Origin of the sequence: Actinoplanes sp. NPDC049668 (assembly GCF_044465445.1) — a bacterium.
GTDB lineage: Bacteria > Actinomycetota > Actinomycetes > Mycobacteriales > Micromonosporaceae > Actinoplanes.
Genome location: NZ_JBITLR010000011.1, coordinates 180124 through 194726 on the forward strand (window position 1 = coordinate 180124; position 14603 = coordinate 194726).

Consider the following 14603-nt stretch of genomic DNA (forward strand, 5'->3'; position numbering starts at 1 on the left):
GAGTCAGGGGTTGATCTGCTTGGTCTCCCGTCCGTGCACCGCGAGCGCGAAGATGATGAAGACGTCGAGGGTGATGACGATGATCGACCAGACCGGGTACGCGGGCATGAAGACCATGTGCATCACCGCGTTGAGGACGGCCAGGACGATGCCGGTCACCCGGGCCCAGGTCTGGCCCACCATGACGCCGTAGCCGGCGAACAGCAGCAGCACGCCGAAGAGCAGCAGGAACCAGCCCCAGGCGGTGTAGTCGACGCTGAGCACCAGCCCGCTCGAACCCACCAGGTAGAAGTCGTCGCGGACCAGCGCGACGATGCCACCCATCACGTTGAAGAAACCACCGGTCAGCATGATGATGCCGGCGAAGAGCACCCAGCCGACCCATCCGGTCACCCGGTCGTCGCGGTACCCGGCGACGGGATCGTGTGCGTGCGCCATGACTGGCCCCCTTTGGGTGTACGCGAAAAGACTGCCTTTTCAGGCTGCCCCGCCGGCCGTCCCCGCGGATCACCCGACGGGAATGAGCCGGGCGCCCGGGCCCGGGCTTCACCCCCGTCGGGTGAGGCCCGGCCGGGCGGCCTGCCGCAGGCTGGCAGCAGCCCGATCAGGGGTGGAAAGACGCGTGTCACCGAGGTGAATCGAGGCGTTCATGAACACGACGGCGATGGTCGTATTCGTCGCGGTGGTGGGCGCACGGTTTTTCGTACCCCTGCTGATTCCCCGGTATCCCCTGCCGGCGATCATCGCGGCGCTGGTGCTGGACGGTGTCGACCAGACCATCTTCCAGGCGATGGGGTACGACCCGCCCGGCTACCAGGGCTACGACAAGGCGATGGACGTCTACTACCTGGCGATCGCCTACCTGGCGACGCTGCGCAACTGGACGAGCCGGCCGGCCGTACGGGTGGCCATGTTCCTCTACTTCTACCGCCTCGTCGGCGTCGTCGCGTTCGAGCTGACCGACACCCGGGCGCTGCTGCTGATCTTCCCGAACACGTTCGAGTACTTCTTCATCGCGTACGAGGCGTACCGGCTGTTCTGGAACCCGGCGCGGGTCTCGCTGCGCTCGTGGATCACCGCGGCGGCCGCGATCTGGGTGTTCGTCAAGCTGCCGCAGGAGTGGTGGATCCACATCGCGCAGCTCGACGTCACCGACATGATCGCCGAGGTGCCGTGGTTCGGCCCGGCGATCGTCGTCGCCGTCGCCGCGATCTGCCTGATCTACTGGTACGCGGTGCGGCCGCGGCAACGGCCGCCGGACTGGTCCTGGCACGTCGCCGCGGACCCGCTGCCCGCGGGGGCCGTCACCGTGGCCGCCCGCAACCGGTGGCTGGCGGAGCACGGCCGGCTCGTCTCTGCCCGGACGCTGGAGAGCGTGGTGCTCGTCGGCCTGATCTGGGTGATCTACTCGCAGGTCCTGCCCGGCACCTCGGCCTCCAGCCTCCAGCTCTTCGTCGGCACCGCCGCGTTCGTCGTGGTCAACGCCGCCGTCAGCCTCTGGGTGGCCCGGTCGGGGCGGGGCGTCGAGCGCGCGCTGCCGGCGTTCTGCCTCCGGGTGCTGATGAACAGCGCGATGGTCTGGGCGGCCGGTTGGCTGGTCACCCGCGCCGGCGGCGATATCAACGAGCCCGCGGCCCTGTTCTTCGTGCTGCTGCTCAGCCTGATCACCCTGCTGGAGAACCGCTTCCGGCCGGTGTACGAGATCCGCTTCTCCCCCACCGATCCGCCCGCGGCGGGCCTGCGGTGCGAGGGGCGCCGCAACGGCGAGCGGGACGCGGCGTGCGGCCCCGAGCGGTGCGAGTCATCCGTCGGCTGCCAGGCCGCGGCGGGGGCGTGAGTCAGTCGGTCCGGCTGTCGCCGGGCTCCGGTGCCGGGCGGGCCGGCTCGGCCGGCGGCAGGTGTCGGTGCAGCAGTCCGCGGATCGGCAGCTGGGCAGCGTCGGCCGGCGCGGCGCCGGCGCCGGCGTTCGCGCCGTACCGGCCGGCGAGGGGCTTGGCGCTCACGCCGTGGGCGAACACGCTGAAGAGCACTGTCGTCCCGATGATCGCCACGACCCGGTCGGCCTCTCCGTGCAGCTCCTCGAGGGCGATCAGCGCGAAGATGATCGAGGCGAGGCCGCGCGGCCCGAACCAGCCGACGAACGCCACGGTCGGGCGCGACAGCTTTGCGCCGATCAGGACGAGCGCCACCGGCAGCATCCGGACCGCGGTGAGGCTCAGGACGGCGTAGCCGGCCACCCGCCAGTCGATCTCCTCGATGACGATCGGTACGGCGACCGCGCCGAAGGTCAGCCACGTCAGCAGCGAGACGAACCCGGCCGTCTGCTCGACGTAGAAGACCTCCTTGACCCCGCCGCGGCCGGCGGAGTTGCCGAACGCCAGGCCGGCGACGAACGCGGCGACGAAGCCGTTGCCGTCGAGCCAGAGGGTGCCGGCGTAGGCGGCCAGGGCCAGGGCCAGCACGCCGGGCCCGGCGAAGTCCTCCGACATCCAGCCCCGCCGGCGCGCGACCCGCATCGCCCGGCCGCCCGCCCCGCCGAGGCCGACACCGACGGCGAGGCCGATCGCGAGGTCGACCAGGCCGCCGCCGAGGCCGCCGCCGCCATGGATGGTCCCGGCGACCGCCGCGCCCGCGACCGCGAACATCACGACCGGGGTCGCGATGCCGTCGTTGAGCCCGCTCTCGACGTTCAGCACCCGCCGGATTCGTTCCGGCACGGCGGGGTCCGCCATCACCGCGGCGCCCAGCGCCGCGTCCGTGGGCGCCAGCGCGGCGCCGACCACGAGCGCCAGCCAGAAGCCCAGGTCGCCGAAGAACCACGCCGCCAGCAGCGTGCCCGCCACGATCGTCAGCGGAAGCCCGACCGCCAGCAGTCGGGTGTACAGCCCGGCGTCGGCGCGCAGGTCCCGGAGCCCGACCCGGGAGGCGTCGGCGAACAGCACCCAGACCAGGGTCACCTCGGCGAGCAGCTTGATGGCCTCGTGCGGTAGGTCCGCGTCGACCACGTGCACCACCTGCGAGAGCAGCAGCCCGACGGTGACGAAGACGATGGGAGCGCTCAGGTCCGCGCGGCCCAGCCGCGTCGCGAACAGGGCCCAGCCGAAGACGAACAGCATGACCAGCGCGACGGCCGCGACATCCATGCGCTCCCCCTACTTCGAACGTGAGGTCGGACGGTCGCCGGCCCCGGGGTGCCGCCGCGGCGCGACCGCGGTGGCACCCCGGGGCCGGCGGGAGGCCGTCCGGCGCCGCTTACTCGTAGGGCTTCACCTCGCGGCCGTGCACCGCCAGCGCGTAGATGACCAGGACGTCGACGGCGATGATGATCGTGCTCCAGATGGGGTACGCCGCGAGGAACGCGATGTTCGCGATCGCGCTCAGCACGGCCAGCACGATGCCGGTCACCCGCGCCCACGTCTGGCCGACCAGCACGCCGAAGCCCGCGCCCAGCGCGACGATGCCGAGGAGCAGGTGGATCCAGCCCCAGACGGTGTAGTCGAAGGAGAGCACCAGGCCGCTACGGGTCACCAGGTAATAGGTGTCGTTGAACAGGGCGACCAGGCCGACGAGGCCCTGGAAGAAGCCGAGCAGGACCATCATGATGCCGCTGAAGACGACCCAGCCCACCCAGCCGGTCGGTTCCGCGTGCGCTCTTGCCTGCGCTTGGTCGGACATCCCAATTCCTCCCCAGACTGAACCGGTGGGACCTTTGTGGACCCCGCCGTTGAGCACCGAGCGTGAGGCCCGCGACCCGGATAGGCGTCATCCGCGGCGGGTGAACGGGACCGGCGGCCATCGATCGACAGCCATGGATGTGGCGTCGGATCAGGAGGTCGGCGAGGCCGAGGCCGAGGCCGCGACGATCAGGCTCTGACATGCGGGCGCGGCCTCGAACGCGTACTTGACCGCCTCCGCGCTGCCGACGATGACGTTGCGGACCGCCTCGCGATAGGCCGCGAGGCCGGTCGCCGCCTCGGCGGCCGCGGTCTTGAGCCCGGCCAGGCTCGAGGTGAGCTCCTCGGGCGTCTTCGCGGCCTCGACCTGGTCGGAGGCCGAGTCGAGCTTGTCCACCGCGCCCTGCGCCGCGGTGCCCGCCACCAGCAGATCCTCCTGCGCCTGCGCCGTCTCCGGAACGACACCGCCGGGCTTGCCGGCGAGCACCCGGGCCAGGTTCGCCGCCGCGTCCTGCACCTCCGTCACGGCGTCCTTGACCTGCGAACGGACCTCGTCCGGGGAGCCCGACGCGTCGACGGCCCGGATCTTCTCGCCCGCGCTCTGCACCGCGGCGTCCAGGTCGGTCGACGCCGTGCACGCGCCGTTGGCCCAGGCGACGGTCGCGTCGGACGTCGTCGCCGGGCCTGCTGAGCCGTTGCTCGACGGCGTGTCCGAGTCGCCGCAGGCGGCGAGCAGCACGGCCGAGGACAGCGTGAGGAATATCGCGGTGACACGAGACTGGGCCATGTCGCCGAGTCTTCGCTGAACGCCGGCTCAGGGGATCACCCGCGCCGGGTGATGGTGCCGGCGTGCGCCGCGGCTCACTCCGCGCGGGTGAGGCCCGCGCCGCGCGCGCGGGACAGGCTCGGGGGCAACCTAGCCATTTGAGGTGGTTGACGTGAGGTCGAGAGCAATTCAGGAGCTGGAGCCGATGGTCGCCGCGGGCCGGGCGCTCGACGCACTGCTGGAGGCCGGCAGGTATTCCGGACACGGCCTGACCACGGCCGGCGAACGGCTCGGCCGGCGGGCCGCGGCCGCCGGCGTCGAGGGCGCACACCGCACCGGCGACGCCTGGGCGGTGCTACGTGGAGCGCCACCGCCGCGGCGCGGGTTCGGCGCGCTGGCGCTCGCCGCGGCGGCCGGATGCGCGGTCGGCGCGGTCGCCGCGCTGGCGGTGCAGCGCGTGATCGCCGCGTGGCGTGCGGAGGAGGCCGGATACACGCAGCCCGCCGCCGGCACGGAGGAGCCGGCGACGCTGCCGGAGCCCGCTACCCGCGGCGCCGCGGAGTAGACCCGCGCGCCGGTGCGACGGCGGTGAGCGCCCCGCTCACCGCCGCCCCGGCCTGGCCGTCCACTCCACACCGGTCTCCGCCCGGTACGCGTCGATCGCGTCCTCGATGGTGTGGAAGAAGTGCTCCGGATCGATCGTCCGGGTCAGCCCGTAACGGTCGATCTTGGTGCGGACCGGCGTCTTCATCTCGGCGAAGACCAGCGAGACGCCGTCGGCGTTCAGCTCCTCGTCGAGCTGGGTCAGCACGTCGGCGGCGGTGGTGTCGATGTCGGTGATCGGTTCGGTGGCGATCACGATCCACTTCGGCCGCGGGTCCGAGCTTGCCAGCCGGCGGATCTGATCGCGGAAGACCCGGACGTTCGCGAAGATCAGCGGTGCGTCGAAGCGGAACAGCACCAGGCCCGGAAGGTGCTCGGCATCCGGGTAGTCCCGCAGATCGTGGTAGCCGGCGACGCCGGCCGCCCGGCCCAGCACCGCCTGGTAGGGCCACCACGCCCGGCGGAACACGTTGAGCACCGACAGGGCGACCGCGATGCCGATGCCGGGCAGGACGCCGAGCAGCGCCACGCCGAGGAACGCGGCGATCGACAGGCTGAACTCCACCCGCCGCTGCCGCCACAGCCGGGTGAGGCCCGGGATGTCGGCCAGCGACATCGAGGCGGCGATCACGACCGCCGCCAGGATCGGCTGGGGCAGGTTGCGCAGCAGGCCGGGCACCAGGATCAGCATGAGCGCGATGGCGACCGCGCCGACCACGCCGGTGACCTGCGAACGGGAGCCGGACTGCTCGGCGACCGCGGTCCGCGACCCGCTCGTGCTGACCGGGAAGCCCTGGAAGAAGGAGGCCGCCACGTTGGCGGCGCCGATGCCCACCATCTCCTGATCGCCGCGGACCTCCTGGCCGCTGCGCGCGGCGAAGGCCGAGGAGGTGGAGATCGTGTCGGTCAGCGAGACCAGGGCGATGCCGAACGCCCCGCCGAGCAGGATGCTGAAGTCGGACCACGAGATGGTCGGCACGGTGAGCGGCGGGAAGCCCTGCGGCAGCGCGCCGACCAGCCCGACGCCGTAGTCGGCCACGTTGAAGACCTGCGCGACCACGATCGCGGCCACGACCGCCATGAGAACGCCGGGCACCTTCGGCAGCCAGCGCTGCAGCACTACGATCAGGACCAGCCCGAGCAGCCCGATCGAGACCGCGGCGGGCACCGTCTCGCCGGCGGCGACGCCCTTGGCGAAGCCGACGGCCTCCTCGATCAGGCCGTCGCCGTCCACCGAGAAGCCGAACAGCTTGGGCAACTGTCCTACCAGGATGGTCAGGGCCAGGCCGTTCATGTAGCCGATCTGGGTCGGCCGCGACAGCAGGTCGGCGAGGAAACCCAGCTTGGCGACGCCGGCGACCACCAGCAGCACGCCGACCATGAGCGCGAGCATGGACGCGAGCGCGACGGCCTGCGCCGGGTCCGCGGCGGCGCCGAGGGCGGACAGCAGCACCGCGGCGATCATCGGGCCCAGCGACGAGTCGGGCCCGAGCACCAGGATCCGGGACGGGCCGAAGACCGCGTAGGCGAGCAGGCAGAAGATCGACGTGTACAGCCCGGTGATCGGCGGCAGGCCGGCCAGCTCGGCGTACGCCATGCCCTGCGGTACCAGCAGGGTCGTCAGGACGATGCCGGCGACGGCGTCGCGCGGCAGCCAGCCGGGCCGGTAGTTCGCGATGACCTGGAGGCCGGGTATCCAGCGGGTGACGCCCCGGGGAAGTTCGTCGTCCTGCGGCGGGTCCCCGGCGGCCGGAGCGACGGCGTGTTCCCGGTTCGTCACGTTGCCCTCCACGGTTCGCGTGCACCCAGTCAGCTACAGACGGCGGCGCCGGGCCTCACTCCGGGCGAATGAACAACGGCCGCCGGGCGCCGGTTCATTCGCCCGGGGTGGCGTGCGGTGAGCGGCGCGGCAGCAGGATACGACCAAGGTCCGGCAGGCGGACCGTACGAGGAGTGCAGATGACCGCATCCAATCCTTCCAACGTACGTACCGACGCCACGGCATCCGGCTGGGTGGGCTTCGTCATCTTCGGCGGCATCATGCTGACGGTGCTCGGCGGATTCCAGGTGATCGAGGGACTCGTCGCCCTGTTCAACGACGAGTACTACCTGGCGACCTCGGGCGGCCTGGTCCTCAGCATGGACTTCACGGCCTGGGGCTGGACGCACCTGCTCATCGGCCTGGTCGCCATCGCGGCCGGCGTCGGCATCCTGAGCGGGCAGACCTGGGCCCGGGTGACCGGCATCGTGATCGCCGTGCTCAGCGCGTTCGCCAACATGCTGTTCCTGGCGGCCTACCCGGTCTGGTCCACCATCGTGATCGCCGTCGACATCCTGGTGATCTACGCCCTCGCGGTCCACGGCCGTGAGCTCAAGAACTGAATTCACACAGGTCGGGGCCGGCCCTGCGGCCGGCCCTCGGTGCGAGAGGGGGCAGGCCGTGAGCCGTGCGGTGTCCCGGTACCCCGCGTGACCAGCCCCGCGGGCGAGCCGCCCGCCGTCATGCCGCGCGGGGTCATCGTCCTGCTCGGCATCGCGGGGGTCGTGATCGCGGTGGCCGGGCTGCGCGGCGTGGCCCATCTGATCGCCCCGGTCTTCCTGGCGCTGATGCTGACCGTCACGGTAAGCCCGCTCAGCGAGTGGCTGCGCCGGCACGGATCGCCGGTCTGGGTGGCCATGCTGGCCACCGTCACCGTCGTGTACGTGGTGCTGTTCGGGCTCGGCGCCGCCATGGTCGTCTCCGTGGCGCAGCTGATCGACCTGCTGCCGACCTACCAGGCACAGTTCGCGGACCTGCAGGCCGACCTGGTCTCGGCGCTGGGCCGGCTCGGCATCAGCGAGGCCCAGCTCGCCAGCGTGCTGGAGCGCGCCAACCCGACCGCGATCACGGACCTGGTCGGCTGGGTGTTCGGCGGGATCACGAACGTCCTGTCGGACGCGGTGTTCCTGCTCGCCGTGCTGCTGTTCATGTGCCTGGACGCGGTCAGCTTCCCCGCCCGGCTGAACTCGACCGCCGACCAGCGCCCGCAGGTCGTCGGCGCGCTGCGCTCCTTCGCCCACGGCACCCGCAGCTACCTGCTGGTCTCGACGGTGTTCGGCCTGATCGTCGCGGTGATCGACACCCTGATGCTGTGGGCGCTGGACATCCCGCTGCCCGTCCTGTGGGGCCTGCTCGCCTTCATCACCAACTACATCCCGAACATCGGCTTCGTCATCGGCCTGGTGCCGCCGGCGCTGCTCGGGCTGCTGGACGGCGGCGTCGAGAAGATGATGGCGGTCATCGTCCTGTACTGCGTCGTCAACTTCGTCATCCAGTCGGTGATCCAGCCCAAGATCGTGGGCGACGCGGTCGGGCTGTCCTCGACCGTGTCCTTCCTGTCCCTGGTCTTCTGGGCCTGGGTGCTCGGACCGCTCGGGGCGCTGCTGGCCATCCCGCTGAGCCTGCTGACCAAGGGGCTGCTGGTCGACGTCGACCCGTCGACACAGTGGATCAACGTGCTGCTCTCCGGCGGCGGCTCCACACCGCCGCCCGAACCCGAACCCGAACCCGCGCCCGAGCCGGCGCCGGACGAATCGCCCGAAGACTCCCGCTGACCATCAGCCGCAGCGGTTGTCCAGCTGCTGCTTCAGCGCGGCCCAGCTCGCCGAGACGGCCGCCACCTGCGCGGTCAGCTCGGGCATCGCGGCCCGGAGGCTCTCCCTGTCGCTCACCTCGGACGCCGTCCCCGCCAGGGAGGTCAGCGCCGAGCGCAGCGCCGCGATCGTCGGCTGGTACGCGGCCTGCGCGGCGGCGCCGAGGGCGTCCAGGTCTTGATGCACCTGCTGCGCCGCGGCGGCCAGCTTGGTCCCGCCCGCCGTCGCCAGGTCGAGCCCGCGCAGCGCCCCGACCGACGCCCCGAGCTGGTCGCGGGCGTCGCAGAGAGCCGCCTGCGACGGGTCCGGCTTGGGTACCGCCTGCACCGTGCCGGTGACTACCTGCGGGGTCGCGGTGTTGCCGGAGTCGCCGGAGTCGTCGCCGGAACCGCAGGCGGGTGCCGCCAGCACCAGCGCGAGGGCCGCGAGCAGGCCGGACCGGCGCACCCTGGTACCCGTGCATGACATGATCTCGCCTCGCCTTCGTCTCGCCCACGCCCGAGGTGCGGTGGGCGGCCGGCATCATCGACCCGACCGGGCTCGCCCCAGTCTCGGACGCGCCGGCCCGCGCCGCGTCATCCCCGGCGGACGAGATCCTCTTTTAAGTACGTCTCACCAGGAGGTCGCGGTCGACGCCCTGATAGGAGGCGGCCAGCACCGAGGTCGTGGCGGTCGACTTCAGCCGTACCTTCTTGATGGTGTCGGCGGCGGCCCGGGCCGCCGGGCAGGGCGCGCCGACCGCCGGACCGACGGTCGTGCCCGAGATCCCGCTGACCGCGCCGGTGAGCCGGAAACCGGCGACCCCGCCCCGCCGGCCGGCGCCGTAGCCGGACGGCGCGTCATAGTCGACGGACACGCCCAGCTCGACCCGCGCGCTCTGCCGCAGGTGGGTCACCTCGACGGGCGCCTGCCCGGTGCTGCCGCAGAAGACGTCGTAGGTGTCCTCGATCGACGTGCTGTGGCTGAAGGTGAGGCCGGCCGCGCGCACCCGCAGCATCGCGCCGGTCCAGCGGTAGGCCGTGCGCACGTCGCCGCCGCCGACGTAGCCGGTGCCCGTGGCGGGGTCGAACCTGATCGAGGCGGACGCCGCCGTGGCGGGCACGAGCACGCCCGCGAGGGCGACGGCGAGGACGGCAACGAGGCGGGAGTACATGTCGGGTCTCCTGAAATATGCATGCGGAGATCCAATGGTCACATACTTTGCCCAGTTTTGCCCTAAAAGAGTGATTACCGGCTAGGCGGGCAGGCCGTCCAGGCGGGCGAGCACCTGGAGCATCACCTCGTCGGCGCCCGCGCCGATCGAGGTCAGCCGGGTGTCGCGCAGCATGCGGGCGGTCCAGGTCTCCTCGAGGTAGCCCATGCCGCCGTGGAACTGCAGGCACCGGTCGGCGACCTCGCGGATCAGCCGGCCCGCCTTGAGCTTGGCCACCGTCGCCATCCGGGTGATGTCCTCGCCGGCCATCAGCGCCTCGCAGGTGACCAGGTTGTGGCTGCGCAGCAGGTCGACCTCCGCCTGCAGCTCGGTGAGGCGGAAGGCGACGTACTGCCGGTCGGCGAGCGGGCGGCCGAAGACCGTGCGGTCGTGGATGTACCGGCGGGTGCGGTCCAGGGCGTACTGGCACTGGCCGACGGTGGTGTACGCGGCGAACATCCGCTCGGTGACGAACTGGCGCATCTGCTGCTGGAAGCCGCGCCCCACCTCGCCGATGGTGTTGGCGACCGGCACCCGCACCCCGTCCAGCACCAGCTCGGCGGTGTCGGAGCAGCGGTTGCCGAGCTTCTCGAAGGTGCGCGCGACGCTGAAGCCGGGCAGGCCGGTCGGCACCACGATCTGCGACATCCCGCGGTGGCCGCCCTCGTCCGAGGTGCGCGCAAGCAGGCAGATCCAGTCGGCCTGCGCGCCGTTGGTTATGAAGATCTTGCGGCCGGTGATGACCCAGTCGTCGCCGTCGCGCACGGCGCGGGTGCTCAGCCGGGAGACGTCGGAGCCGATGTCCGGCTCGGTGACGGCGATCGCGGTGACCGCGGTGCCGGCGATGGCGGGCGCGAGGTAGCGCTCCTTCAGCTCGGCCGACCCGAACTCGTGCAGCGACGGCGTCGCCATCATCGCCTGCACGCCCAGCGCCATCCCGATGCCGGTCGCGTGCATCCGGCCGTACTCCTCGGCGGCGACCATCTGGAAGCTGTGGTCGGCGCCCTCGCCGCCGTAGGCCGCGTCGTATTCCAGGCCGAGCAGGCCGAGGGCCGCGGCCTTGGGGAACACGTCGTGCAGGGGCGCCCGCCCGGCGGCCTCCCACTCGTCGACATGCGGGTTGATCTCGGTGTCGACGAACCGGCGGACGCTGTCGGAGAAGGCGCGGTGGTCCTCGTTGAGCCGCATACGCCGAACGGTAGCGACGACTCACCGCAGAAACAAGCATGCTTGCTTGTTTTTCCCGGCTGTGCCAGGGTCCTGTGGCATGAGCGAGCTTGCGAGCGAATCATCAGCTCAGGTTGAAACTCATGTCATCGCCGGAGCGCCAGCGGAGGGGATGGCATGAGCGAGCTTGCGAGCGAATCATCAGCTCAGGTTGAAACTCATGTCATCGCCGGAGCGCCAGCGGAGGGGATGGCATGAGCGAGCTCACGAACGCCCGGGTGCTGCGGGTCGGCAACTGCTCCGGGTTCTACGGTGACCGCCTCTCGGCCATGCGGGAGATGCTCGAGGGCGGCGAGCTCGACGTGCTCACCGGCGACTACCTGGCCGAGCTGACCATGCTCATCCTCGGCCGGGACCGGATGGCCGACCCGGCGGCCGGCTACGCCCGGACGTTCCTGGCCCAGCTGCGGGACTGCCTGCGGCTGGCCCAAGACCGCGGCGTCCGCATCGTCGCCAACGCGGGCGGCGTCAACCCGGCCGGCCTGGTCGCCGCGATCCGCGAGCTCGGCCCGGCCCGGGTCGCCCTGGTGCGCGGCGACGACCTGACCGGCCGGGCCGGCGCGCTCGGGCTCGGCTCGCCGCTCGGCGCGCACGCCTACCTCGGCGCGTTCGGGATCGCCCGGGCCCTCGCCGGCGGCGCCGAGGTCGTCGTCACCGGGCGGGTGACCGACGCCTCGCTGGTCGTCGGGCCGGCGATCGCGCACTTCGGCTGGGGCCGGACCGACCTCGACGCGCTCGCCGGCGCCACCGTCGCCGGCCACGTCATCGAGTGCGGCACGCAGGCCACCGGCGGCAACTACCCGTTCTTCACCGAGATCGCCGACCTGGTCCGGCCCGGCTTCCCGATCGCCGAGCTGCACCCGGACGGTTCCAGCGTCATCACCAAGCACCCGGGCACCGCGGGCGCGGTCACCGTCGGCACGGTGACCGCCCAGCTCGTGTACGAGGTGGACGACGCCCGGTACGCCGGCCCCGACGTCACCACCCGCCTCGACACGGTGTCGCTGCGCCAGGCCGGGCCGGACCGGGTGGAGATCACCGGCGTGCGCGGCGAGGCGCCGCCGCCCGACGTCAAGGTGTCGTGCACCTCGATCGGCGGCTACCGCAACGAGCTGACGGTCGTGCTGACCGGGCTCGACATCGAGGCCAAGGCCGACCTGTTCCGGCGCCAGTTCGAGGACGCCCGCGGCAAGGCCGAGCCGGCCGAGGTCACCTGGGACCTGGCCCGGGTCGACGCCCCGGACGCGCCGACGCAGCAACAGGCGTCCGCCCTGCTCACCGTCGTGGCCCGGGACCCGGACGAGAAGGTGGCCGGCCGCGCGTTCACCAATCCCGCCGTCGAGGTCGCGCTCGCCTCGTACCCCGGCTTCTTCAGCACGACGCCGCCGGGGCGCGCGCATCCGTACGGCGTGTTCACCGCCGGGTACGTGCCGCAGGGCGTGCCCGCGCACGAGGTCGTGCACGACGACGGGACCGTCGAGGCGGTCGGCCCGCCGCCGCTCGCCCGCGCCGTCGAGCCCCTGCCGGGGCCCGCGCCCGGCCCGGCGCCCGGCGATCCCGGCCCGGTCGTGCGGCTGCCGCTCGGGACGATCGCCGGCGCGCGCTCCGGCGACAAGGGCGGAAACGCCAACGTCGGCCTCTGGGTGCGCGACGACGCGGCGTATCCCTGGCTCGCCGCGCTGATCACCGAGGACACCGTCCGCGAGCTGCTGCCGGAGGCCGCCGCGCTGCCGGTGCGGATCACCCGGCTGCCCGGCATCCGGGCCGTCAACATCGTCATCGAGGGCCTGCTCGGCCGGGGCGTCGCCTACCAGGCGCGCTTCGATCCGCAGGCCAAGGGGCTCGGCGAATGGCTGCGCTCGCGCCACGTCGACATCCCCGCATCTCTGCTGCCCGAGGAGCGCCCGTGACCATCCTGCGGTCCACCATCGACGCCGACGGCGCGGACGCCCGCGCCGCCCGGCAGGCGATGCTCGACGCCCTCGGCGAGGTCGCCGCCGAGACCGCCAAGGCCGTGGCCGGCGGCGGCGAGAAGGCGATCGCCCGGCACCGGGCCCGCGGCAAGCTGACCGCCCGGGAACGGATCGAGCTGCTGCTCGACCTGGACTCCCCGTTCCTGGAGCTGGCCGCGCTGGCCGGCTACGGCTCGCAGTTCACCGTCGGCGGCAGCGTCGTCGCCGGCATCGGCGTGGTCAGCGGCGTGGAGTGCCTGCTGGTGGCGAACGATCCGACGGTCAAGGGCGGCGCGAGCAACCCCTGGTCGCTGCGGAAGTCGCTGCGGATGCACGAGATCGCGCTGCGGAACCGGCTGCCGATCATCGCGCTGGTCGAGTCCGGCGGCGCGGACCTGCCGACGCAGAAGGAGGTCTTCATCCCCGGCGGAGCCGTCTTCCGCGACCTCACCCGCCTGTCCGCCGCCGGGATACCGACGATCGCGCTGGTCTTCGGCAACTCCACGGCCGGCGGCGCCTACCTGCCCGGCATGAGCGACCACGTGGTGATGATCGAGAACCGGTCCAAGGTGTTCCTCGCCGGCCCGCCGCTGGTCAAGGCCGCCACCGGCGAGGAGTCCGACGACGAGTCGCTGGGCGGCGCACAGATGCACGCCCGGGTCTCCGGCCTCGCCGACTACTACGCCGTCGACGAGCAGGACGCCATCCGGATCGGGCGGCGCATCGTGGCGCGGCTCAACCACCGCAAGGCGTCCGGGCCGGCGACGGCCGCGCCGAGGCCGCCGCGGTACCCCGCCGAGGAGCTGCTGGCGATCGTGCCGCCCGACCTCAAGTCGCCGTTCGACCCCCGGGAGCTCATCGCCCGGATCGTCGACGACAGCGACTTCGACGAGTTCAAGCCGCTGTACGGCGACTCGCTGGTGACCGGCTGGGCCCAGTTGCACGGCTTCGCCGTCGGCATCCTGGCCAACGCCCGCGGCGTGCTGTTCAGCGCCGAGGCGCAGAAGGCGGCGCAGTTCATCCAGCTCGCCAACAAGTCGAACACTCCCCTGCTGTTCCTGCACAACACCACCGGATACATGGTCGGCAAGGAGTACGAGCAGGGCGGGATCATCAAGCACGGCGCCATGATGATCAACGCGGTGTCGAACTCGACCGTCCCGCACATCTCGCTGCTGGTCGGAAACTCGTACGGCGCCGGGCACTACGGCATGTGCGGCCGGGCGTACGACCCCCGGTTCCTCTTCGCCTGGCCCAGCGCGCGGTCCTCGGTCATGGGCGCGCAGCAGCTCGCCGAGGTCACCTACCTGGTCTCCAAGGCGTCCGCGCTGTCGCAGGGCAAGCCGTTCGACGAGGACGGCGCCCAGGTGGTCCGGCACATGATCGAGCAGCAGATCTCCGCGGAGGCGATGCCGATGGTCCTGTCCGGACTCGTCTACGACGACGGCATCATCGATCCCCGCGACACCCGCGACGTCCTCGGCGTCGCCCTGTCCGCGATACACACCGCGCCGGTACAGGGCACCGACGCCTTCGGCGTCTTCCGGATGTGAGGC

General features: G+C 72.1%; 14 protein-coding genes. 6 read left to right on the top strand and 8 right to left on the bottom strand.

Going from position 1 to position 14603, the window contains the following annotated elements; genetic code table 11:
• Positions 1 to 3: 3 nt before the first annotated feature.
• Positions 4 to 438 (bottom strand): hypothetical protein, encoded by a 435-nt coding sequence (locus ACIBSW_RS38285; protein ID WP_354725039.1) that lies wholly within the window; start codon positions 436 to 438, stop codon positions 4 to 6.
• A gap of 211 nt (positions 439 to 649) precedes the next feature.
• Between ACIBSW_RS38285 and ACIBSW_RS38290 the strand changes: the two genes are divergently transcribed.
• Entirely contained in the window at positions 650 to 1837 is a 1188-nt protein-coding gene (locus ACIBSW_RS38290) for a hypothetical protein (protein WP_354725037.1), read from the top strand.
• A 1-nt stretch (position 1838) separates the two neighbouring features.
• On the opposite strand, the gene ACIBSW_RS38295 is transcribed toward ACIBSW_RS38290, so the two are convergent.
• The 3 genes from ACIBSW_RS38295 to ACIBSW_RS38305 all read right to left on the bottom strand — a co-directional run bounded on the left by ACIBSW_RS38295 (position 1839) and on the right by ACIBSW_RS38305 (position 4461).
• Positions 1839 to 3143, bottom strand: a complete 1305-nt coding sequence (locus ACIBSW_RS38295; RefSeq protein ID WP_354725035.1) for a cation:proton antiporter — start codon at positions 3141 to 3143, stop codon at positions 1839 to 1841.
• 109 nt (positions 3144 to 3252) lie between these two features.
• Complete coding sequence (locus tag ACIBSW_RS38300; RefSeq protein WP_354721851.1) at positions 3253 to 3675, bottom strand: hypothetical protein; 423 nt, start codon at positions 3673 to 3675, stop codon at positions 3253 to 3255.
• 150 nt (positions 3676 to 3825) lie between these two features.
• Positions 3826 to 4461 carry a hypothetical protein gene (locus ACIBSW_RS38305; protein WP_354721850.1) on the bottom strand — a complete coding sequence of 212 codons (636 nt, stop codon included), beginning with the start codon at positions 4459 to 4461 and terminating at the stop codon, positions 3826 to 3828.
• A gap of 151 nt (positions 4462 to 4612) precedes the next feature.
• Here ACIBSW_RS38305 and ACIBSW_RS38310 point away from each other — a divergent pair, with 151 nt between their 5' ends.
• Positions 4613 to 5005 (top strand): hypothetical protein, encoded by a 393-nt coding sequence (locus tag ACIBSW_RS38310; RefSeq protein WP_354721849.1) that lies wholly within the window; start codon positions 4613 to 4615, stop codon positions 5003 to 5005.
• A gap of 36 nt (positions 5006 to 5041) precedes the next feature.
• On the opposite strand, the gene ACIBSW_RS38315 is transcribed toward ACIBSW_RS38310, so the two are convergent.
• Entirely contained in the window at positions 5042 to 6823 is a 1782-nt protein-coding gene (locus tag ACIBSW_RS38315; protein ID WP_354721848.1) for a sulfate permease, read from the bottom strand.
• Between the two features lie 179 nt (positions 6824 to 7002).
• Between ACIBSW_RS38315 and ACIBSW_RS38320 the strand changes: the two genes are divergently transcribed.
• The gene (locus ACIBSW_RS38320) at positions 7003 to 7425 is read left to right on the top strand and encodes a hypothetical protein (protein WP_354721847.1); all 423 of its coding nucleotides are present in this window, start codon (positions 7003 to 7005) and stop codon (positions 7423 to 7425) included.
• 87 nt (positions 7426 to 7512) lie between these two features.
• A complete protein-coding gene (locus tag ACIBSW_RS38325) occupies positions 7513 to 8637 on the top strand; it encodes an AI-2E family transporter (protein WP_354721846.1) in 1125 nt (374 codons plus the stop codon).
• 3 nt (positions 8638 to 8640) lie between these two features.
• On the opposite strand, the gene ACIBSW_RS38330 is transcribed toward ACIBSW_RS38325, so the two are convergent.
• From ACIBSW_RS38330 to ACIBSW_RS38340, 3 genes are all read right to left on the bottom strand, one after another.
• On the bottom strand, positions 8641 to 9144 hold the full coding sequence (locus tag ACIBSW_RS38330; protein WP_354721845.1) for a hypothetical protein: 504 nt from the start codon (positions 9142 to 9144) through the stop codon (positions 8641 to 8643).
• 133 nt (positions 9145 to 9277) lie between these two features.
• The gene (locus tag ACIBSW_RS38335; protein ID WP_354721844.1) at positions 9278 to 9829 is read right to left on the bottom strand and encodes a hypothetical protein; all 552 of its coding nucleotides are present in this window, start codon (positions 9827 to 9829) and stop codon (positions 9278 to 9280) included.
• Between the two features lie 81 nt (positions 9830 to 9910).
• Positions 9911 to 11056 carry an acyl-CoA dehydrogenase family protein gene (locus ACIBSW_RS38340; protein ID WP_354721843.1) on the bottom strand — a complete coding sequence of 382 codons (1146 nt, stop codon included), beginning with the start codon at positions 11054 to 11056 and terminating at the stop codon, positions 9911 to 9913.
• Between the two features lie 233 nt (positions 11057 to 11289).
• On the opposite strand from ACIBSW_RS38340, the gene ACIBSW_RS38345 reads away from it, so the two are divergent.
• A complete protein-coding gene (locus ACIBSW_RS38345; RefSeq protein ID WP_354721842.1) occupies positions 11290 to 13005 on the top strand; it encodes an acyclic terpene utilization AtuA family protein in 1716 nt (571 codons plus the stop codon).
• Positions 13002 to 14600, top strand: a complete 1599-nt coding sequence (locus tag ACIBSW_RS38350; RefSeq protein WP_404799588.1) for an acyl-CoA carboxylase subunit beta — start codon at positions 13002 to 13004, stop codon at positions 14598 to 14600. The genes ACIBSW_RS38345 and ACIBSW_RS38350 overlap by 4 nt, the downstream gene beginning before the upstream one ends.
• Positions 14601 to 14603 lie beyond the last annotated feature (3 nt).

What these genes read in the sequence shown, in the direction of transcription:
- ACIBSW_RS38320 (WP_354721847.1), top strand. Translation starts at nt 7,003, where the DNA reads ATGACCGCATCCAATCCTTCCAACGTACGTACCGACGCCACGGCATCC.
- ACIBSW_RS38300 (WP_354721851.1), bottom strand. Translation starts at nt 3,675, where the DNA reads ATGTCCGACCAAGCGCAGGCAAGAGCGCACGCGGAACCGACCGGCTGG.
- ACIBSW_RS38340 (WP_354721843.1), bottom strand. Translation starts at nt 11,056, where the DNA reads ATGCGGCTCAACGAGGACCACCGCGCCTTCTCCGACAGCGTCCGCCGG.
- ACIBSW_RS38285 (WP_354725039.1), bottom strand. Translation starts at nt 438, where the DNA reads ATGGCGCACGCACACGATCCCGTCGCCGGGTACCGCGACGACCGGGTG.
- ACIBSW_RS38305 (WP_354721850.1), bottom strand. Translation starts at nt 4,461, where the DNA reads ATGGCCCAGTCTCGTGTCACCGCGATATTCCTCACGCTGTCCTCGGCC.
- ACIBSW_RS38295 (WP_354725035.1), bottom strand. Translation starts at nt 3,143, where the DNA reads ATGGATGTCGCGGCCGTCGCGCTGGTCATGCTGTTCGTCTTCGGCTGG.
- ACIBSW_RS38330 (WP_354721845.1), bottom strand. Translation starts at nt 9,144, where the DNA reads ATGTCATGCACGGGTACCAGGGTGCGCCGGTCCGGCCTGCTCGCGGCC.
- ACIBSW_RS38345 (WP_354721842.1), top strand. Translation starts at nt 11,290, where the DNA reads ATGAGCGAGCTCACGAACGCCCGGGTGCTGCGGGTCGGCAACTGCTCC.
- ACIBSW_RS38290 (WP_354725037.1), top strand. Translation starts at nt 650, where the DNA reads ATGAACACGACGGCGATGGTCGTATTCGTCGCGGTGGTGGGCGCACGG.
- ACIBSW_RS38335 (WP_354721844.1), bottom strand. Translation starts at nt 9,829, where the DNA reads ATGTACTCCCGCCTCGTTGCCGTCCTCGCCGTCGCCCTCGCGGGCGTG.